The sequence below is a fragment of the Streptomyces sp. RPA4-2 genome (assembly GCF_012273515.2).
GTDB lineage: Bacteria > Actinomycetota > Actinomycetes > Streptomycetales > Streptomycetaceae > Streptomyces > Streptomyces kaempferi.
Map to the genome: position 1 here is coordinate 9548518 of NZ_CP050975.2, position 19698 is coordinate 9568215.

Below are 19698 nucleotides of genomic sequence, written 5' to 3' on the forward strand. Positions count from 1 at the left end.
CGCCGGATCACCTCGCGACCGGCGAGGCCGCGCGGGAAGGCAGGCGTCGAGAGAAGGCTCGTGTCAGCTGAAGTGGACGTCGCTGAGGTCGATGGAGACCATGACCTGTTCCAGGAGGGGGCGACCGTCGGTGTCGCGGCGGTAGGCCCGGCGTCTGGTGGGCAGCACGATGCCGTCCGCTTCCGCGAGGTCGTAGACGTACTGGGCGGCGGCGAATCCGCCGGCCACGTCGACGTGGTAGTCGTGGCGCCGCAGGAGCCGGTCGGGACCGAAATAGAAGTCCTGGTGGGTGCTGTGGCTCGCGATCCGGGGCGGGAAGGTGGCGCGCAGCCCTGGCCAGACCTCGTCCCCCTCCCGCCACGGCTCGATGTCGGTGACCGTGAAGCCGGGCATGGCGAGCAGGAAGGGCGTGGTGAGGTAGGTCCACAACGCGTAGCCGTTGAAGTAGGCGCGGTCCAGCGGGTCCCAGGGTGTCTCGAGTGTGTGTCCGGCGAAAGACGCCCGAGGGTCCACGCGTTCGGCGACCACGTGCCCGTCGAGCTTCTCGATGCTCACTCGCCCGGCCGTGAAACCGGTCTTCTGGTCGTGCGCGCCGAAGGGCTGTACCGAGGCGTACTCCTCGTGCAGCCTGACGGTCATCGTGCGGGGCGTCACATCCTGCGGCAGGCCCTTGATGGCGAACAGGTCGCCACCACTGACAAGGGTGGCTCGCGCCTGCGTCAGTTCCTGCCAGCGTCCGGTCCCGCCATGGGCCTCGACGACTTCGGTGAGCAGTTCATTCACGTGGGTTTTCCTACCGTACTTTCCGTCCGTCCGTACGGCAGGTGGGCCGGCGATTCGGCCGGATGGGCCGGCGCCGGGCCCTGCGTCACCCGGCTGCCCGTGCCGACGTTCGGATCCGGCGTGCACGAGGACGGCACGGATGCAGCTGTTGCCCGGCTTCCCGTCGCCGGACCGCGGCGATCCCGCGTGCCCGGCCGCTGGTCATCCCGCCGGCCGTTGTGGAACCTCTGCGCGCATGCCCGCATCTAGTTGTCCGGCGAGGCAGGAGCGGTGGCCACTCGGTCCCGCGGGAGCGGCGTCGCCCGGGGGAGATCTCATGTCACGGCGGACAGCGGCGGTCTGCACGGCCGGTCTGATGCTGCTGCTGGGTGCCACCGCGTGCGGCAAGGGCGACAGCGCCTCGGGAACCCGGATCGCAGCGTGCCGGACGCCCCAGCTGAGCTGGAAGATGACCCTTCTCCCGGGCAAGCCGCACAACACGCCGACGGCGACGCTCAGCGCCGCGCACAAGGGATCGAAGCCCTGCGCCTTCGACGGCTACCCGGAGCTGAGTGTGTACATCGGCAAGGGGCCGTCGGCCGACTCCAGGCCGAAGAAGCCCACGCCCGTCCATCTGGTGCTGAAGCCGGGCCACAGCATCGCGATCCCGGTCTTCTACGACGCGGTCGGCTCTCCGTCCGGGTCCTGTGAGGTCATGGCCGATTACGACCCACGTGTCGACGTACGGCCCCCGCACCCCACGACGCACGACTACGGCTCCCGTGTGCAACTGACCGATGCGAAGGGGCACCACCGGCGGGCCCAGGTGTGTGACCTCGACATGCTGCTGGGCGCCCCCGAACTAAACTGACGCAAATCTGTATGAATAGTGAGCATTCGCGTGCCCGCCATGCGATCATGACGGCTGCGACCGCTGACCACGGTCGATCGAAAGCCGCCGTACGGCGGCACGGGGGAACGCAACGGGGGTTGCTGTCGCGCGCGGTATGTGCGGAGCAGGTCGTCGGCGGAGGATCACGCGTCGGACTCCGCAGCGGTGTCCCGCCCGCTGTCCCACGGCAGGCGCCTGCCCGTCGGGTCCTGGTGCCGTCCGGCCTGCCTCTTGGAGAATCCTGAATGCAGAGAACCGAATCGCCCGGCAGACGAATACGGCTCGGGGCCGTCGCGGTACTGAGCGCCGTGGCGTTGCTGGGCACCGCCGCCGTGGCCCAGGTAAGCACCGCGCCCCCGTCCCCGTCACCCCTACGCCGACCCTTCCAGGACCTCGCGGAGCGCTGCCCCCGCGCCGAAGCCGCCGACCGGCCGGACTTCCACGGGCCCGTCCGGCCCGACTTCCGCGGACCCGACGGGCCTGACCTCCGCCGACCCGACGGGCCCGACTCCCACGGATCCGACCGGTCCGACTCCCGCGGACCCGACCGGCCCGTCCGCCGAACCCTCGGCTTCGGACGCGGCGGTGCCGGCCGCCGATGGCGACTGGACGGCCGAGGCCGCCATCCGCTTCTGGACCCCCGAGCGCATGGACTCGGCCACCGACCCCTCGGGCCGTACCGCCCCGCCGGAGGGATCGACCGCGGCGGCCCGGCGACCCTCCGCCGACGGCGTCACCGCCCAGCACTTCAAGGGCATCAAGTCCGTCGGCACGATCTTCAGCGAGGACAAGGGGCTGAAGGGACACCGCTGCACGGCCAGCGTGGTACGCAGCGGGGGACACAACCTGATCCTCACCGCGGGGCACTGCGCCGGCTCGCATTCCATGTTCGTACCCAGGTACGACCACACCAGGACTGCGGCCGCGCAGCCCTATGGGGTCTGGGCGGTCGACAAGTGGTTCCGCGACAAGAGGGCCACCTGGGACAAGGCCAAGACCTCCGACCTGGACTACGCCTTCGCGAGCCTCAAGCCGAACGGCCGTAAGAACGTCCAGGACGTCGTGGGCGCCAACACCCTGGCCCGCACACCCGGTTACGCCAACAAGGTGACCGTCATCGGCTACCCCAAGATCGCCCACAACCCGACGGACCAGGCGGTCCGCTGCCCCGACATCTACACGACCGCGCTGTCGGGCTACTACCAGATGCAGATCTACTGCGCCGGGATGTGGGGCGGAGTCTCCGGCGGCCCCTTCTTCTCCGAGCTGGACCCTTCCGGGGACACCGGCACGATCATCGGCAACGTGGGCGGGTTCCTTCAGGGCGGCCCCGATGTGAGCGGGTCGGATCCGCGATACAACGAGATCACCTACAGCCCGCTGCACGGTGAGCGTTTCCTCCGCCTCTACGCCGATGCCCAACAGGGGCGCAACCCCGACTATGGCCCCTACGAACAGCCGTCGCTGCCCTACACCATGGGCTCCGGCGCGATCTGGAAACACGCCGGCCCGATGGCCTCCGGCGACTTCGACGGCAAGGGCCACAGTGACATGGTCGTGGCGTGGACCGACGGCGAGGTCACGCTCTACAACAGCGACGGACGCGGCCACTTCACAGGCGAGCGGCAGCTACTGCCCAAGAACCCCACCTGGCAGAACGCCAGGACCATCACCGCGGGCGACTTCACCGGGTCGAACCGTTTCGACCTGATGGTCCGCTGGGTGGACGGTGAGGTCACGCTCTACGGAGACGTCGGCACCAAGGGCCTCGACCGGGCCGGCACCCAGATGATCAAGCCCAACGACCTGTGGAAGAACGCGACGCAGATCGCGGCGGGCCGCTTCAACGCCTCCCAGTACGTCACCGATCTGATCGTCCGCTGGGCCGACGGCGAAGTGACTCTCTACACCAATGTCAGCGCGGGCACCTTCGGCCAGGAGCACAGGCTCAAGGACAGGAACGACACGTGGAAGAACGCCACCCTTCTCACCAGCGGTGAGTTCTCCGGCAACCAGAAGTGGGACCTCATGGTGCGCTGGACCGACGGCGAACTCGACAACTACGTCGGCACGACCGCGTCGGGCCTCGGTACCGAACAGCGCATCCTGAACCCCAACGGACTCTGGACGCACGACACGGTCATGACGACCGGCGACTTCACGGGGAACCACCGGACCGACGACCTCGTCATCCGCTGGTCCGACGGCGAGACCACCCTGTACATGGACACGGGCGCCGCCCGACTCGGCAGCGAGGAGACCCTGGTTCACGCCGGCTGAGCCCCAGGGACCGCGCTCCACCCCCGATGTCCTCGGCACGGGACCGCGCCGGGGGGCAGCACATCGATCCTGAACTCCCGGACGGCGCCGGGAACATCCGCGAGTGCGGTGTGGTTGGACCAAGCGTGGTGGTGAAGGGGACAGTGTCCCCGGGCCTCACCCCCAGCCCATGAGGACGATCGTTCGGCTGAAGCCTCATGGAGCCTTTCGCCGCGTAGGCGACCGCCCTTCACGACCACGCACGTCGACAGCCCCGGCAGGGATCCGTCCCGGCCGGGGCTGTCCGCATGTCGTCGCCGACATCTTCAGGAGCCGGCGATATCGCTGAGCAGTGCCGCGGCGCGGGCGATGACCGCGCGGTCATCGGCGCTGAGCGCGCGTAGCTGTTCGTCGAGCCAGGCGTTGCGCTGTGCCCGGGTGGCGCCGGCGAGTTCGTCGCCTTCCGCGGTGGCGCGGAAGAGCACTTTGCGGCGGTCGCCCGGGTCGCTGGTGCGTACGGCGTAGCCGGCTGAGGTGAGGCGGTTCACGGTCTGGCTCATGGAGGCGGGGGAGACCCGGTCGTGCGCGCTGAGTTCGGTGAGGGTCTGCGGTCCGTGCTTGTGGAGACGGGTGAGCACCTCGAGTGCCACATCTCCGAGGCCGCCTTCGGGACGCTCGCTGCGGAAGCGGCGGTAGAGACGGCCGACGGCGGAGCGCACCTGCCCGCCCAGGTCGGCCTCCTCGACCCCGGCGGACCGCCCTTCGGTTGCATGCTTCTCCATAGCTCATTAGTATACCTAAAGAGATCTTTCTTGTGCCTAACCAGTGAGCGCGACTTCCGCGCCCACTTCACAGTGCCCGTGTCACGAGGCGCGTGGAGAGCCGGAGAGGCGATGCGCAGCCAGTCAGGCAGGTCACCGCGGACGGTGCGGCCCCGCTCCTCGGGGGCCGACCGCGCCGCCCGCCGACGACCGTGGCCCAGGCTCACCGGTAGCCGGTTTCAGAGTGAGGAAGCGTCGAAGCCATGCCCGCAAACCCCCTCGGCGTCGCGTTGCGCAACCGGCGCGCCGGCCACCACACCCTCGTCTGGGCCCGCCCCGACCTGCAGGCCCCAGAGAACTTCACCCTGACCAGTCCCGCCTTCGACCACGGCGCACCCATACCGGAAAAGCACCGCGGCAGACTGTTCAGCGCGAACATCTCACCGGCCCTCGACTGGACGCCCCCGCCGGCCGGCACCGTTGAGCTCGTGCTCATCGTGCAGGACCCCGACGTCCCTGTCGGCAAACCGGCCATCCATGCGCTCACGCTGGGCATCGACCCCGCGCTGAACGGCATCCCGGAGAACGCCCTCGTCAACCCCAGCCCGATTCCCGGGATCCGGCACGGGAAGGGCGCGCTCGGCCGTCGTGGCTGGGCCGGACCGATGCCGATCCGATCACACGGACCCCATTCCTACGTCTTCCAGCTCTTCGCCCTCGACAAGGCCCCCAGGCTGCCCGCCGGCTTCACCCTCGACGGCGTGACCGCCGCCATCGCAGGCCATGCCACCGGCCGCGCCCGGCTGGACGGAACATACGAAATCCGATGACACCGCCACGGCGCCGCAGTTGGCGGTGTCGGGCTCTGTGCGCGGGGACAGAGTGAGGTCTCCGGACAGGTGTGCCACTTGAGGTGACCTGCCGGCGGGAGTCGCGTCGTCCTCGCGGTCGAGCACAGTAGCTGGGGAGCCCCCTCACGTTCGCTCGCTGGTGAGGTGACGACCGGCCAGCGACCGCGACCCGATCCCGCCGCCGACCGCCCTGCCGCCGACCGAACGTCTTCCACGCATGTGAGTCGCTGGGTCTCCGTGTCACGCCGGCGTTCGCGGGGCGTCGCCGACGACCTTCGCCAACTCGTCGGCGGACTCGGGAGTCAGACGGTAGAACCCCTGGAGACTGGCCGAGCGTTCGAGACGGCCGTCCACCACGTGTTTCAGACCGCGGGTCAGGCCGCGGCGGTTACGCCAGGCAAGCCCCGCCAGAAGATCGCCGGGGAGCGGGGTGTCGAAGCGTACGGGCGTCGCGTCCACGTGGACCGCCGCGGCGCCGCAGCCGCCGGCGCCCAGCATCGACCAGTCGCCGTGCCCGGGAAACGCCGGGTCCTGCCTCGTCTCGGGGGCGTTGCCGCAGCAGTCGCGCCGCTCCATGTCGATCACCCGCATCCGGCTCACCACGAACACGATGCATCGGTTGACGTGCAGCGCGTACACCTCGTCCCCCACACGGGCACCCGACCAGGAGGGCAGCGAGGAATGGATGCCGCCGAAGGCGACTGGCGGACGCTCACCCACGCGGCCTCCCTTGCGCAGGGCACGGCAGGTGTCATGGGTCCACAGGACGGTAAAGGCATCGGACATGCCGTGATCCTATGAACGAGCACTGACAACGCTCAGCGGGACAACACTCGTTGGGCCTGTTGTGCGGGACAGCCGCGTCGAGGCGCGGGGCTGGCACATCAGGCGGTGGTGAGTGGCCTCACCTGGGCGTATACGATCCACGGCCATGAAGCGTTCGATGATCGCGCCGGCCTGCGCGGGAGCAGTCACCCTCGCCCTGGGCGGGTATGTCGTCGGGGCGACGCGACACGGCGGCGGGCCCGAGCGGTCCGCGACGTGCGAACAGGCGAACCACGAGTTCACGACGCGGGCCGGCCAGTACCGGAAGCATCAGCAACTGGTGTCCTTCGATGACGACGACGTCGACGTGCAGTCGGACTTGGATGCCACGCAGGTGAAGATCCTCAGTGTGATCGTGGTGCGGAATCCGACCTGCTTCGATGCCGGGACTCGTGCGGAAGCCGCGATTTTGCGGCAGCACCCGACTGAGGAGGAGGTCGATGTGGCCGCGCGTGATCTCACCGCCACCGCTGCCCGCTCCGAGAACTGCTTCCTTGCGGATGAGCGATAGGGGTGTGTCCTGCGGTGCGGCCGACGGACAAGGAAAAGGAGTTGGGCACAAGCCGCGCAAGGGCTGGCGCGAGGTGTCGCTGGCGCCCGTTGCCTTCATGCTCCTGGGCAACGCGGTCCTGAAGTTCGTGTTCGCCGTGTTCTCCTTGAGCTTCGGGTTCTCCGCCGGGAAGCTGGCGGACGCTCTGATCCACCTGGTCGGGGGCCTGCTGACCTCCTGCGCGGTGCTCTGGATCTTCACCCGCCTCAGATCGAGGAAGAAGAGGTCGAGTGCGGAGAACCAGCGTCTGGGGCAGCGTTGAGGCGATGCCCGTAGGGTTCGGCCTGGCGAGCGGATGTGAAGGACGGCACGGGTCTCTCCGGTGACTCGCGCATATTGCGGTCCGTGTCATGAGAAAGGTCACATCCGCGAATCCGAGGGACCCCTCAGGTTAGGATGGGTTCATGAGCCACCCACATGTCCTGTCCGCGACCCGGGCGTCGGCCAAACCGCTGCGCCGTGACGCGCAGCGCAACAGGGATGCGATCGTGGCCGCCGCCCGCAAGGCCTTTGCCGAGCAGGGCGTGGATGCTTCCCTGGAAGGCGTCGCCCGCGATGCCGGCGTCGCGATCGGGACGGTCTACCGGCACTTCCCCACCCGACTCGACCTGGTCGAAGAGCTGTTCACCGCGAAGTTCACGGACCTGTTCGGCGCCGCCGAAGAGGCCGCGGCCATGGATGACGCCTGGGAGGGGTTCTGTCACTACCTGGAGAAGCTCTGTGAGCTGCAGGCCTGTGACCGCGCTTTCAATGACCTCGCCTCGGCCCGGCTGCCCGTCCACGCGCTCGGCAGGGGAATGTTCGAGCGTGCGCAAGAACTGGCTGGTCAAATCTTCCGCAACGCCCAGGAGCAGGGCGAGCTGCGCGACGATGTCACCCCGGAAGACATCATCTTCGTGATCTGGTCCCAGGCCGGGATCATCCGGGCCACCCGTGCCGTGGCCCCCACCGCCTGGCGCCGCCACCTTCACCTGATGCTCGACGCCTTCCGTACCGAGGGCGCCCACGAGCTGCCCGAGCCCCCGCTGACCCGTCGGCAGGTCGACCAGACCCTCACCACTCTCGAGTGCCCTGAAGAGGAATGCCGCGAGTGCCTCGAGGAGGCATGACCGTCCCGGCGGGCGAGGCCGCCGGGCGATAGGGCATACAGGCCGGTGTCGCGGTCGGCGACCGGAGCCCCACGCCCGAGGGGGCGTTCAGCTTCCCGCCAGCAACTCTGCCAGCTCGGCGTCCACGTCGAAGCGGCTGGACTCGGCCCCCTGTGGTACCACGGACCGCGTATCGCGTAGGAAGGATTCCACGCCCTGTGCGGGGAGTTTCAGCAGGGCCGATCCCGCAGGTGAACGGAGGGCGATGTACAGCGCGCCCCGTTCCGAGCCACCGGCCGGCCACATCCGCACGTCTCCGTGTCCAGTGTTCTCGCTCAGGGACTCGGTCAGCATGTCACGGCTGAGGAGCCACTCGACCGTCCTGCCCTCAGCAAGTGGGTGGAAGGCGGCGCGAACGGCATAGGGATCGTCCGCCTCGTACCGCAGTGCTACCCCCATCGGTACTGACAGGTCGTGGGACACGACAAACTCTACGGGCAGCTCGTACACCACGGTTCTGATCGATCTCACTGTTCCTCAACTCCCATAATCCCGCTCGTCCGGCTACTTCCGGTCGCCCGGCACGGCCGGAAGTACTGGAAGTCGAAATCAGCGCACGCGCTTTCCGCGTGTGCGTCGTTCGGCCGGGAAGCGATCTCCTTGGCCGGGTCCGATGTCGGCCCGGCGCACGGTCATCGGGCGGGGCCGGGACGCAACCGCCGGGCCACGTCCTCGTGACTCGTCTAGCCGCCCGCGAGGCCCCGCAGCCGCGTCAGCGCTGGACCAACAGGAGCTGGTCCAGGTACCAGCGGTCGATACCGACACCGACACCGGCACCGGCACCGGGCCGCGACGTAACCTCGACCCACCGGTCCCCGTACCGCACGTACCGGTGGTGACCGTCCCGACGCTCTTCCCGCTCGTGGTGGTGATGCCGGCCACGGTGGTGGCCTCGGAGCTCGCCGTCGGCGTACGAGCCACGGTGCTCGTCCCGCCAGTCATCCCGTTCCCCGTGGTGACCGATTCCGTACCCGTCGTCGCGGTGGTCGCGGTAGCCGTTACGTCCACCGTCGGTCCCGAAGGTGGAGATCGATGACTGGGTGCGCTCGAGGGGCTCCGAAGCCGCCGCTGATGCCGAGCCGCCGGCTCCGACAAGTGCGCCGCTCGCCATCGCCGTGGAAGCGAGAGCGAGCGAGACGCGCCTGATCCACCTGCGCATAGTCGTCTCCTTGTAATGGGCCTCGATTCCGCCGGTCAGGCGGTCGCTGCCATGTCCGTGATCTGTGATCCGGAGATTCCGAATCAACGGGTACCGGGCTATGAGGGCCATTCGGAGGGGACCCTCATGTTCGGCCCTGCCAGCGTACTCGAGGGATGCCTCATGTTATCGGTGAGGCTCATCACAGCAGGTCGGAAGGGATGGACCGGCATGAGCGGCGCCGCAACAGTCGAGCCTGGTAGCGGTCAAGCAGGGCGCGCGGGGTGCCTCGGCAGTGGGTGACCTGCCGCAGCGGCCATCGCGGTTGCTGCCTGCGGCGACCACTGCGGTCCAACTCCCGCGCGCCCGGCAACGTCGGCTTCACCGTCGAAGTCCACGACCAGGCCCCGTCTCTGGACGCGGTGTGGGAGGACGTCGTGGAGGTGTCCTTCCGTCCGGCCTCGCCGCACAGCACGCTCATGCAGTGGGCGGGCGAGGCCTGTTGGGGCCTGGGCCTGGAGGAGACCGACTACCGGGTGCGCTACTGCGCGAAGGGCATGGACCAGGCCCGTCGGGAAGACACCCGCATGGACGACGAGCCCCAACTGGACAGCTACCTCCTACAGTTGTGGCCTGCCGAGCCCGCTGCGGACCGCGTCCTGAAGCAGACGGCGGCGATCGCCGCCTACTGGCACGGCTACGCCCGCGAGCGGCCGCCGCCACCCACTCCCGACGAGCGAGCCGAAGCCGAACGCCAAGCCCGCCTGCGACAGGAACAGGACGAGAGGGAGCAGCGGCTCGCCCTGGACTGCTGGCAGTGGGGTGGCCGGCTGCCCAGCCAGGCCCTGCGCGCGGTGGGCGGCAATGTCCGCGGCCTGCGGAGCTTCGACCCCGTACTCGTCCATGCCCTTGATGCCGCCGGCCCCGATGTCCAGCGCGCCGTGGCCCTGCTGGCGGCTCGCCGCGCTTGCGAGGCGGCCGGTGTGGCATGCCTCGACTGGATCGCCGCGGCGCTTACCGCTCTGGCCGAAGGCCGCCCGCTGCCACCGCCCTTCGACGAGCCGTCCCTCATGTGGCAGACCCTGGCCCGCGACCCGCGCGTCCCCCAGCGGACCGTCGGCTTACCCGTCCCGCCCCAGCGGCCCTCCTCCCGGCCGCCCGCGCTCGGCACCGGGTGCGAGCCGATGCCGAAGCCCGAGCAGGCGCCCCGACCGATGGGGCCCGCCGCCGCCGTGAACCGGCAGTACGCGCCCGGACCCCCGGTACCCCGGACCGGGGCGGCGCCGCACGTCATGGCGGTCACCGTCGGCGCGCCGGATCCGTCCTTGCGGATGTCGCAGCCGCACCTGGCCCTGCCCGCCGTGACCGGCGCCGCCGAAGCCGATCCGCTCCGTGCCGCCCTGGACGCGGTGTATGCCGCCGTTGCCACCTACGGCGAGGACTACCCGGCACTGCTGGAAGAGATCAGGTCCGTCAGCGCAGCAGGTGCCTGAAGTGCACCTCCCGCTGGCCACTCAACTCCGGATCCGGTGAGCGCGGTTCGTTGGTCCTGGGTGAGGTTGTCCGGTCAGGAACGCGCATCCCGGTGGGGCTGCCGTGGTGGACGGCAGCCCCACCGGGTTCTGTGGCTCAGATGGCTTGCGCGGTGGGCATGATGGTGATTTCGGTGAGGTTGACGTGGCGGGGGAGGGCTGCCATGAAGGCGACGGTCTCGGCGATGTCGGTGGACTGGAGGCAGTCGATGTCGTGGATGAGGTCGGCCATCAGCCGGGAGGCATCGGGGTCGGTGACGTGGTCGGGGAGTTCGGTGTCGACCATGCCGGGTTCGATGGTGGCGACGCGGACCATCTTGGGGCCGAGTTCGACGCGCAGGAGCCGGGTGAGGTGGCTGATGTAGGCCTTGGTCCCGGAGTAGACCGAGAACTTCTCCAGGATGCGGGTGGCCGCGATGGAGGACGTGTTGATGAGGTCGGCGGGCTTGCCCTGCTGGGCGGAGTCGGTCAGGTGGGGGAGGAAGCCGGCGATGACGTTCATGAGGCCGGTGATGTTGAGGTCGATCTGTCGCTGCCAGTCGTCGACCTTGAGTTCCTCGATGCCTGAGATGAGCTGGACGCCGGCGTTGTTGAACACCAGGTCGGCGTGTCCGAAGCGGTCGGCGACCTGGTGGGCGACGGTCTGGACGGCGGCGCGGTCGGTGACGTCGACGGGGAGTGCCAGTGCGGTGCCGCCGGCGGCCTCGATGCGGTGGACGACGTCCTGCAGCTTGTCCTTGCGGCGGGCGAGTACGACGGCGGTGGCGCCGAGTTCGGCGAGGCGTTCGGCGGTGGCGGCGCCCATGCCGCTGGAGGCACCGGAGACGACGGCGACACGGCCCGTGAGGGGGGAGCCGGACAGGAGAGCAGGCATGACAGGTTCCTTCGTATGCGGGGGGAACAGGGATTCGTGGGGGGAATCCGTGGCGGGCCGGGGGTGGCTTAAGCTGGGCCGTGAGGGGGTGCGGTCCAGACGTGCGGTGGTGACGGTGGTGAGGCTCGCGCACAGGGCACAGCACTCAGGCCCTGGTGTTGGGTGGGGGTGGGGCTCAGGTGTTGTCGTCGTGTGCGGTGGCTGCGGACTTCTCGCGCCAGGGGGCGAGGTCCTTCTGGACCTGCTCGTACTTGGCGTCGAGGCGTTCGAGGGTGTCGCGGCCGAGGTAGAGGTGGGTGGGGAGGTTTTCGCCGGAGGCGGCCTCGACGATGAGGGCGGCGCCCTTGACGGGGTCGCCGAGCTGGGCGTGGTTGGCCTGGTCGATCCAGTCCAGCGTGACGTGGGCGGGGGTGTTGTCGTAGTCGGCGATGCGGTTCGCGGCGACGGAGAGGGAGCTGGCGTCGAGGAAGTCGGTGCGGAAGACGCCGGGTTCGACGACCATCGACTGGATGCCGAAGGGTGCCATCTCGGCGGAGAGGGCCTCGCTGATGCCGGCGACGGCGAACTTCGAGGCGGAGTAGAGGCTGACGCCGGGTTCGCCCTCGAAGCCGGAACGGGAGCCGATGTGGACGAGCTTGCCGGCGCCCTGCTTGCGCATGACGGGCAGGACGGCGCGGGTGACATTGATCAGGCCGAAGACGTTGAGGTCGAACAGGGAGCGCGCTTCGGCGTCGGTGATCTCCTCCAGGGCGCCCAGCAGGCCGCGGCCGGCGTTGTTGACCAGGACGTCGATTCCGCCGAACCGGTCCACGGCCGCGTCGACGGCCTGCGGGATGCTGTCGTGGTCGGTCACGTCCAGCGCGACCGCGAGTACCTTGTCGGAATTCCTCAGATCGGCGGGCACCCGCTCCGGGTTCCGTACGCCGACCACGACGTTGTTGCCGTCCGCGAGTGCGGCACGGGCGATCTCCGCGCCGATGCCCCGGGACGCGCCGGTGACGAACCACGTAGTCATGATGAGATCTCTCTTCTCTCGTTCACATGTCCACCGGAGCTTTCCTCCGATGCATTCGATACTGCGAGGCAGCGAGAGAGACAGGAAGGCCGGGAGTTTCCTGGGAGAAATACACCCAGGATACGGAGAGCCCCGTTCGGCATGGGGCTGTCATGGGCTGGGCCGACGGTGGACGCGCCCGCATTTGCACGACCCTGCCCGTACTCAGAACTCGGCCGGCAGCTGTGGTGACGCGCGTGCCGAGCGGCAACCTCGAGTCTAGTCTTCGCAGGCCAGTAGGCCAGTAGGCCAGCAGGACCGTTGGACAACGGATGGCACAGCCGCCCGCTCCGCTTCGCGGTGCGCGCCATGGGAGGTGATCAGACCACCGTGGCGGTCGACTGCGCGGGGGGCCGGAAATCCTGGGAGCAGCGCACCCCCCTTCCGGCCCGACGCAGGGCTTTCGAGCGTTCTAACCTCGACGGCATGAACACGGACAAGCATCCCGCCGCCGAGAACGCGCTGGGGGGTTTCCTCCGCGCACGACGTGCTCAGCTGCGCCCCGAGGACGTCGGACTTCCCGCCTCCGGCCGCCGCAGGGTGCCCGGTCTGCGCCGCGAGGAAGTCGCCACCCTGGCCGGTGTGAGTACCGACTACTACATGCGCCTGGAACAGGGCCGCGAACGGCATCCTTCACGGCAGGTCCTGGAAGCCGTAGCCAAGGCCCTGCGCCTGGACGACGACGCTGTGGAACACCTGTATCGAGTGGCCACCCCCACGACACGCCGCACACGTCGAGCGCACCGCGTCGAACGCGTCGGCCCACATCTGCGGAGGCTCCTGGAGACCTGGCGCGACACACCCGCCTTCGTCCTGGGCAACGCCTTGGACATCCTGGCCCACAATCACTTGGCGGCCGCGCTGTTCACTGGCTTCACGTCGTGCGACAACCTGCTGCGGATGACCCTGCTCGATCCGGCCGCGCACCACTTCTACCGTGACTGGGACCGTGCCGCCGCCTCATGCGTGGCCGCCCTACGACGGGCGGCCGGGGCCGATTCCGACGACCCGCGGCTGATCGAAATCGTCGGCGAACTGTCCATGAAGAGCGCCGAGTTCCGTGCGCTGTGGGCCCGCCACGACGTACGGGGCAAGACCCGTGAGGCCAAGCACTTCCACCACGCCGAGGTCGGCGACCTGGAGCTGCACTACGAAGCCTTCACCGTCAACAGCGCCCCTCACCAGCAACTGGTCGTCTATCAGGCCGAACCGGGCAGTCCCTCCGCCGACGCTCTGGCGTTGCTCGGCTCCCTGAGCGCGCTGCCGACTCTTCAGCGTGCCCCACTTGTCGACCCGGAGTGAGGACGGGACCCGAAGGGGGCACTTGCGCCGGTCGCTGCATCGCGGACTGCTGCGGAGCAGGCGGTGTCACGTTCGATGGTCACGGTCAAATGGCGACGTGCGTCAAGGGTGTTGGGTCGGTCCGGGGGATCCGGTCCATCGCGGCGACTCGCGTCCTCGATACTGCCGCCCCGGGCCATCGCCACCCAGAGCGAAGGTGAGTGTGAGACACCCGGGGACACCGCGGCCTGGCTACCCGGGTGAAGCGGTATCCGGCATACGACCGCGCCGACCGTCATGGGCGCGGTCACGCGCTCCGGCCGGCGCCGTCCCGCCGCTGACCGCGGTCGACGTCCTGGCCGTGGTCCAGAGGTACTCCGTCCTGGTCCCCTCAACCGGATGGCTGTCCCGGGGACGAAGGAGTCAGGGTGTATCGCTACCGGGCACGTCTGAATTGATCTTGGCGAGCAGGCGGTCGTAGACGTCCGCCAGAGTGGCCAGCTCTTCTTTGGTGAGGGACTCGAAGAAGTACCGTCGTACGACCTTGACGTGTTCCGGCGCGGCGGCAGTGATGGCCGCACGGCCTGTCGGCGTGAGGCGGATCATCAAACCACGGGCATCGGTGGCGCAATCCTCACGCTGAACGAGTCCCCGCTGCTCCATCCGTCGCACTTGATGGGACAAGCGGCTGCGTTCCCAGCCCACCATGCGCCCCAGTTCCCGGAATCGGAGTACTCCATCCGGGGCTTCGGACAAGGGAACGAGGAGCTCGTAGTCCACCGAGGACAGATCGGCGTCCTCGCTGAGTTGCTGGTTGATCACGGACTCGATGCGACGACGCAGATCCAGGAACGACTGCCAAACATGAGCCTCTTGTTTGTTCAGCCACTGCTCTCGTGCCATGCCGCGACGATATCAAAAGTTGACATGCCAACAAAATGTGTGCTGCCTGGAGACGGCACTCGGACTGGAACGTTCCGCTGATGACTGGTCCCTGTGCGTGACGTGCGACCTGATCGGGATGTCGCTGCCGACGGGCCGTTGTTCCCGCGCGCCGTGGCGATTCTTCCGAACACGGGCCGCACCTGGCTCGGCAGCCGGAAGGTCGCTGGAACAGGTCAGAAGGTGATGACGACCTTGCCGTGCAGGTGCTTGTGGGCGTAGTCGGCCAGTGCCCGCAGCGCATCCGTGAAGGAGTAGCGCGCACCGATCTCGACGTGGAGGTGCCCCTCGGCCGCTTGGGCCGCAAGGGCTTCGAGCCGGCCCGCAGGGGTGCGGGTGCCGGTGTAGACGGCGGTGACGCCGCGGTCGAAGGCGGAGGGGCCCATCAAGGGGGAGGCCAGACGGCCACCTGGGCGTGCCGCGGCAGCGGCGCCGGCCAATGCGGGGCCCGCATGGGTCAGGTCGATCACGACGTCGACGCCGCCCGGGGCCCAGCGCAGGGCCTCGGCGGTGACGTCAGAGGTCTGGTAGTTGACGGTCGCGTCGGCACCGAGCCGACGCAGAAGGTCCTCCTCGTCGGCTCGAGCGGTGGCCAGGACCTTGGCGCCGGTCCGCTTGGCGAGCTGTACGACGAAGGAGCCGACGCCTCCGGAGGCGCCGACCACGAGCACCTTCTCGTCGGCCCGCGGTGTGGCTTCATCGATGAGTGCGGCCGCCGTGAGCGCGGCGGTCGGGAGCCCGGCCGACTCCGCCGGGCTCAGTGTGGCCGGGCGCAGAGCGGCGGAAGGGGCATCCTGGACGAGGGTGTACTCGGCGAGGCCGCCGGAGGGCACGCCGTTCCAGGCAAGGATGCGGTCCCCGACGCTGAAACGGGACACGCCCTCGCCGACAGCCTCGACGACGCCGGTTACGTCGACACCCGGTACGAAGGGGTGCTGGATCGGCAGATGATCCTTGACCGCTCCAGTGATCAGGGCAAGGTCGATGGCGTTCAACGCCGAAGCCTCGGTGCGGACCAGGACGTGGCCCGGTCCGGGAGTGGGCTTCGGCACGTCCGCGAGGGTCAGATTTTCAACGGGCCCGTAGGAGCGGGCGACAAGTGCCTTCACGGGGGTTCTCCTCGAGGTGTTCGACGTCAGTGCACGCCAGGACCGGGAGTCGCTTCATTTTGGGGTCGGTCACGCCAAGATGTTTGTTGACGGATCCACAATAGGCCTCATTGTTGATGTGTCAACAGTGTCATGGCGTGTTGCCTGCCGGTGGGCTCGGGGGTGGTGGTGAGGCGCGGGATGCCTGGCGGCCCTGCTGTGCAGGCGAGGGAGACCGCCCGGCCTGTCCTGGTCGTCCCACCGGTATACGGGGACGACCTCGCCGGGCGGCCGCATTGATCATGTCCGGCGGGACGGCCATGCGCCGCCCAGGGCAGGGCCTGGGCGGCGCATCACTTCACAAGAGGGCCGAACGTTGCCTGATCCGGCACCAGGTCAGCGGGGTGTCGCAGGTGGATCGCTCCCAGAAGGTCCGTTGAAGGCCGTCGGGCGAACGCTCCTGACCGGTACCGGACCGTCGCTCTGGCACTGTCCTGCCCCTCAGGACGTGAGGTAGCAGGTCTTGCGCACGCCGGGCAGCGGATCCGTGCCGACCGCCGCCGTGGTGCAAGGGGTACCACCGGTGAAAGTCCTGTAGACGAAGCGGCCTCGTGCGCCGTAGGCGACGGTCTGCTGTCCGCTGAAGCCACACGTGCCTTCTTCGGCGGAGCAAGCGGTGGCATAGCCGGGTGGGCCGCCGGTGTAGGTGTAGCAGGCCTTCGACTCGCCGGGGATCGGGTCGCCGAACGTGGCGTCGGTGCACGGGGTATCGCTGGTGGCCGTGATCATGGTGAACGCGCCGTAAGCGCCGTACATCACCGGCTGGCCGGCGACGGCCGGACAAGTGCCGTTCTGGTCCGCGCACTTGGTCCAGCCACCGGACGGCCCGCCCGCGGGCGGCAGATAGCAGGATTTGGCGACGCCGTCGATGGGATCGCCGAAGTGGGCGTTGGTGCAGGCGACGGAACCGTTGGTGACCTGGTGGACGAAGTTGCCGTTGGCGCCGTACGCCACGTCGCGGTTGTAGCCGGGAACGGAACAGGTGCCGTCCTCGGCGGAGCAACGGGTGTATCCGGGAGGGCCGCCCGCGTCGGCGACGTAGCACGACTTGACGAGATTCGACGCCGGGTCGCCATCGAAGGAGGCGTTGGTGCAGGCGATGCGGTCGGTCGCTGTCCTGTACGTGTAGGCCCCCGCTCCGTAGGCCACCGCCCGGGTGCCACTGAAGGCGCAGGTGCCGCCCTCGCTCGCGCACCGGGTGAAGCCCGAGCGCAGGGCACCGGTACCCGGCTCGGCGGGTGCCGGCGGATTGCCCTGCCCTGTGGCGGTCACGGTGTAGCTGCCCGGGGCGACGCCGGTGAGGTAGACGTAGGCGTCGTCCTGGCTCGCGCCGGTGATACCACCGGTGGGAGTGAAGGCTCCGTTGCTCCAGACGACGTTGCCGTTCACGGACACCGCTATGTTGCCGCCGCCGAACTTCGGGACGCCGATACGACCGGTGGTCCCCGCCGGGCTGGTGAGGTGCGCCGTATACGTGCCGGCGGCAGGGGCACGGGACCAGGAGGCGTCGACGGCGCCCTGCGGCATGGTGATGCGGCCCTGGGCACTGGTCAGATCGCCTGCGTGCGGCACAAAGCGATACGCGCCGGTCGCCGACTCCGGTGCGGTGCCCAGTACATCGAAGGTGAGCGTGGAGGTGGGCGCGGTGGACCAGCCGTGGGCCAGGCTCATGAATGAACCGCCGTAGGCGAGGCCCCCGTCGGCCTTGATGCCCTCCCAGAAGGTGCTCTTGGTGCCGATGTCACTGTTCAACATGTGGCCCCAGGTGCGGCGGATCTGCGCCAACGCACCGTAGTCGTCATTGGCGGTGAAGCGGGCGTTGAGCTCCATCCCGCCTGCGAAGGGTGACACGTTGCCGCCCCACTCGGGGGTGGTGGGGCCGTAGGCACCCCAGCGTGCCCCGAGCCCGGTGATGACGCTCCGCGACTTGGCCGTCGAATCGGTGAGCCCGTACCAGACGGCGAGCGAGTTGCCGTCCTGCGGGTACAACCCGCTGGTGGGGTTGTCCTTGTACATACCCTTCGAGGAGTCCCACAGCAGGGAGTTGGCCGCGGTCTTGATCGCGGCCGCCCTGCCGGTCCAGCTCGCGGCGAGTGAGCTGTCGCCCTCGACCGTGGCCAGGGCGGCACCGGCCTTGAGCGCGGCGTACAGCAGCGCGTTGGCCGAGACGTTCTCACCGCCCTGGCCGACCCGGGCCCAGTCCTGGGTGCGGGTCACGTTGAGCAGGTTGTTGCCGTCGATCTTGTTGATGATGAAGGCCATCCCGCGCTTGTAGTCGGCCCATTCGGAGTCGAGCCACGCCCGGTCGGCCGAGTAGGTGTAGTACGTGGCCGTCCCCAGTAGCGTCCAGGTGTGGTAGGTGTCGGAACCGGTGAGGTTGAACGGCGGGCCCGACCACGGGATTTCACCGTCCGTCGACTGCGCGTTGTACATCGTGGTGAGCGCGTCGCGAGTCGAGGCCAGGTCGTTGGAGTACGCGTACTGCGTGGGCACGGCGATACCCAGGTCGCCGGGCCACACCGTACGGTCGCGCTTGGCCCCGTCGACCAGGACGGAGCCGCCCACCCCGACGGTGGCGCTGTTGTCCCACTCCGAGGCCGGCGGGGGCCAGACGCGGCCCTGGTTGGAGGCGATCGTGTTGAGCTGCACCGTGTACGCCCCGGCGTACCAGATGCGGTTCAGCAGGTCGTCACTGGAGAGGAAGTAGTTGGCGTAGTCGGCCGGGTTGGTTTTTCCCGGAGCCGCAGTGAAGTTGAGACTGACGCCCGTGAGGTCAACCCATCCCGAGGTGTCGAGGAAGACCGTCAGGTAGCGGAAGCCGCCCCGTAGCCTCGCGGTGGGCATCGTGTACGTTCCGTCGGCGGAGGCCGTGGCGTAGAGAGCCCCGTCCTCGCCGTCGCGCCCACTGCTCCGGTCGCTGTCGGTGCCCGCGTACAGAGACGATTCACTGAAGGCCATGCCCACTCGCTGGCCACTGCCGCTGGTGCTGCCGAAGGACAACGTCGCCAGGCCGCCGACCTCTTTGCCGTAGTCGAGGGTGATGGCCGACTGTGAGCCGGAGATCCGCGTCGGCTGCCCGCTGAGGACGTTCTGCGGGTTCGTGACATTGCCGGACGTGGAGCGCACGGTGGTCGGCTTGAGGGTGCGTGAGGTCGGTGAGAAGTTCAGCGCGTCAGTTTCCGCCTGGGGCGGGGCTGTTGTCGTCGCTGACGCGGCCACGGATGCGGGAGGGGAGGCGCCGGCGGACGGCGCGGGAGCCGTGGCCAGCACGGTGGCCACGACCATGACCATGGCCAGGTCGAGCAGACGCCATGGGCCGGGCGGTCTGTTCGGCAGCGGACGGAGGCGGCGCATGGGGGACCTCCCGGATCGGGTGCGGGAACGGGGCAGGCTTGAATCGATTCAAAACATGTGCCTACGAAGGCCACGACTGATCGAGCAGTGGGTGTGCGAGGTGCCTCGCCGAAGTTGCACCGATGATGGGTGCCGGAAAACGAAGTGTCAACCTGTCGAGCCTGCCGTGAACTCCTGTGTATCGCAGCCGTCTTGAGGTATTGACAGGGTCGCACCAAGCCTATTCACTCCTTCGAGGACAGGTATGGACCAACGCTCGGTTCCTGGCGGGCATATCGAGGCTGTCGGCTGACGACGGGCCCGCTGACGACGTCTCCTCATGGTGAA

Annotated in this window: 18 protein-coding genes; 8 read left to right on the forward strand and 10 right to left on the reverse strand. The window is 68.8% G+C overall.

All coding sequences use genetic code 11. The annotated features are described in order from the left end of the window. Positions 1 to 63: 63 nt before the first annotated feature. Entirely contained in the window at positions 64 to 783 is a 720-nt protein-coding gene (locus tag HEP85_RS42175; RefSeq protein WP_168532693.1) for a hypothetical protein, read from the reverse strand. A 316-nt stretch (positions 784 to 1099) separates the two neighbouring features. Between HEP85_RS42175 and HEP85_RS42180 the strand changes: the two genes are divergently transcribed. Beyond that, complete coding sequence (locus HEP85_RS42180) at positions 1100 to 1633, forward strand: DUF4232 domain-containing protein (RefSeq protein ID WP_168532695.1); 534 nt, start codon at positions 1100 to 1102, stop codon at positions 1631 to 1633. 606 nt (positions 1634 to 2239) lie between these two features. After that, on the forward strand, positions 2240 to 3934 hold the full coding sequence (locus HEP85_RS42185) for a serine protease (RefSeq protein WP_369658080.1): 1695 nt from the start codon (positions 2240 to 2242) through the stop codon (positions 3932 to 3934). A 305-nt stretch (positions 3935 to 4239) separates the two neighbouring features. On the opposite strand, the gene HEP85_RS42190 is transcribed toward HEP85_RS42185, so the two are convergent. Further along, positions 4240 to 4695: a MarR family winged helix-turn-helix transcriptional regulator gene (locus HEP85_RS42190; RefSeq protein WP_168532697.1), complete on the reverse strand. Its 456-nt coding sequence runs from the start codon at positions 4693 to 4695 to the stop codon at positions 4240 to 4242. A gap of 242 nt (positions 4696 to 4937) precedes the next feature. Here HEP85_RS42190 and HEP85_RS42195 point away from each other — a divergent pair, with 242 nt between their 5' ends. Beyond that, entirely contained in the window at positions 4938 to 5504 is a 567-nt protein-coding gene (locus tag HEP85_RS42195; RefSeq protein WP_168532698.1) for a YbhB/YbcL family Raf kinase inhibitor-like protein, read from the forward strand. Between the two features lie 261 nt (positions 5505 to 5765). Here HEP85_RS42195 and HEP85_RS42200 read toward each other — a convergent pair whose 3' ends face one another. Then, positions 5766 to 6311: a hypothetical protein gene (locus HEP85_RS42200; RefSeq protein WP_168532700.1), complete on the reverse strand. Its 546-nt coding sequence runs from the start codon at positions 6309 to 6311 to the stop codon at positions 5766 to 5768. Between the two features lie 145 nt (positions 6312 to 6456). On the opposite strand from HEP85_RS42200, the gene HEP85_RS42205 reads away from it, so the two are divergent. The 3 genes from HEP85_RS42205 (at position 6457) to HEP85_RS42215 (ending at position 8009) form a co-directional block, all read left to right on the forward strand. Further along, positions 6457 to 6861 (forward strand): hypothetical protein, encoded by a 405-nt coding sequence (locus HEP85_RS42205; protein ID WP_168532702.1) that lies wholly within the window; start codon positions 6457 to 6459, stop codon positions 6859 to 6861. Positions 6862 to 6934: 73 nt separating this feature from the next. Then, positions 6935 to 7162 carry a hypothetical protein gene (locus HEP85_RS42210; protein WP_369658081.1) on the forward strand — a complete coding sequence of 76 codons (228 nt, stop codon included), beginning with the start codon at positions 6935 to 6937 and terminating at the stop codon, positions 7160 to 7162. A 142-nt stretch (positions 7163 to 7304) separates the two neighbouring features. Continuing rightward, the gene (locus HEP85_RS42215) at positions 7305 to 8009 is read left to right on the forward strand and encodes a TetR/AcrR family transcriptional regulator (protein ID WP_168532706.1); all 705 of its coding nucleotides are present in this window, start codon (positions 7305 to 7307) and stop codon (positions 8007 to 8009) included. A gap of 87 nt (positions 8010 to 8096) precedes the next feature. Here HEP85_RS42215 and HEP85_RS42220 read toward each other — a convergent pair whose 3' ends face one another. Continuing rightward, entirely contained in the window at positions 8097 to 8501 is a 405-nt protein-coding gene (locus HEP85_RS42220; protein ID WP_369658082.1) for an SsgA family sporulation/cell division regulator, read from the reverse strand. A 259-nt stretch (positions 8502 to 8760) separates the two neighbouring features. Next, positions 8761 to 9207, reverse strand: coding sequence for a hypothetical protein (locus HEP85_RS42225; protein WP_168532708.1), 447 nt, complete (start codon positions 9205 to 9207; stop codon positions 8761 to 8763). 278 nt (positions 9208 to 9485) lie between these two features. On the opposite strand from HEP85_RS42225, the gene HEP85_RS42230 reads away from it, so the two are divergent. Continuing rightward, positions 9486 to 10679, forward strand: coding sequence for a hypothetical protein (locus tag HEP85_RS42230; RefSeq protein WP_248002387.1), 1194 nt, complete (start codon positions 9486 to 9488; stop codon positions 10677 to 10679). Positions 10680 to 10815: 136 nt separating this feature from the next. On the opposite strand, the gene HEP85_RS42235 is transcribed toward HEP85_RS42230, so the two are convergent. Together HEP85_RS42235 and HEP85_RS42240 are read right to left on the reverse strand one after the other, a co-directional pair. Beyond that, positions 10816 to 11592, reverse strand: a complete 777-nt coding sequence (locus HEP85_RS42235; RefSeq protein WP_168532710.1) for an SDR family oxidoreductase — start codon at positions 11590 to 11592, stop codon at positions 10816 to 10818. A 175-nt stretch (positions 11593 to 11767) separates the two neighbouring features. Then, positions 11768 to 12607 carry an SDR family NAD(P)-dependent oxidoreductase gene (locus HEP85_RS42240; protein ID WP_168532712.1) on the reverse strand — a complete coding sequence of 280 codons (840 nt, stop codon included), beginning with the start codon at positions 12605 to 12607 and terminating at the stop codon, positions 11768 to 11770. A gap of 465 nt (positions 12608 to 13072) precedes the next feature. Between HEP85_RS42240 and HEP85_RS42245 the strand changes: the two genes are divergently transcribed. Next, the gene (locus HEP85_RS42245; RefSeq protein ID WP_168532714.1) at positions 13073 to 13948 is read left to right on the forward strand and encodes a helix-turn-helix transcriptional regulator; all 876 of its coding nucleotides are present in this window, start codon (positions 13073 to 13075) and stop codon (positions 13946 to 13948) included. Between the two features lie 402 nt (positions 13949 to 14350). On the opposite strand, the gene HEP85_RS42250 is transcribed toward HEP85_RS42245, so the two are convergent. From HEP85_RS42250 to HEP85_RS42260, 3 genes are all read right to left on the reverse strand, one after another. Beyond that, the gene (locus HEP85_RS42250; protein WP_168532715.1) at positions 14351 to 14830 is read right to left on the reverse strand and encodes a MarR family winged helix-turn-helix transcriptional regulator; all 480 of its coding nucleotides are present in this window, start codon (positions 14828 to 14830) and stop codon (positions 14351 to 14353) included. Positions 14831 to 15045: 215 nt separating this feature from the next. Continuing rightward, positions 15046 to 15978, reverse strand: a complete 933-nt coding sequence (locus HEP85_RS42255) for an NADP-dependent oxidoreductase (protein ID WP_168532717.1) — start codon at positions 15976 to 15978, stop codon at positions 15046 to 15048. A 480-nt stretch (positions 15979 to 16458) separates the two neighbouring features. Next, positions 16459 to 19371, reverse strand: a complete 2913-nt coding sequence (locus tag HEP85_RS42260) for a trehalase family glycosidase (protein ID WP_248002388.1) — start codon at positions 19369 to 19371, stop codon at positions 16459 to 16461. Positions 19372 to 19698 lie beyond the last annotated feature (327 nt).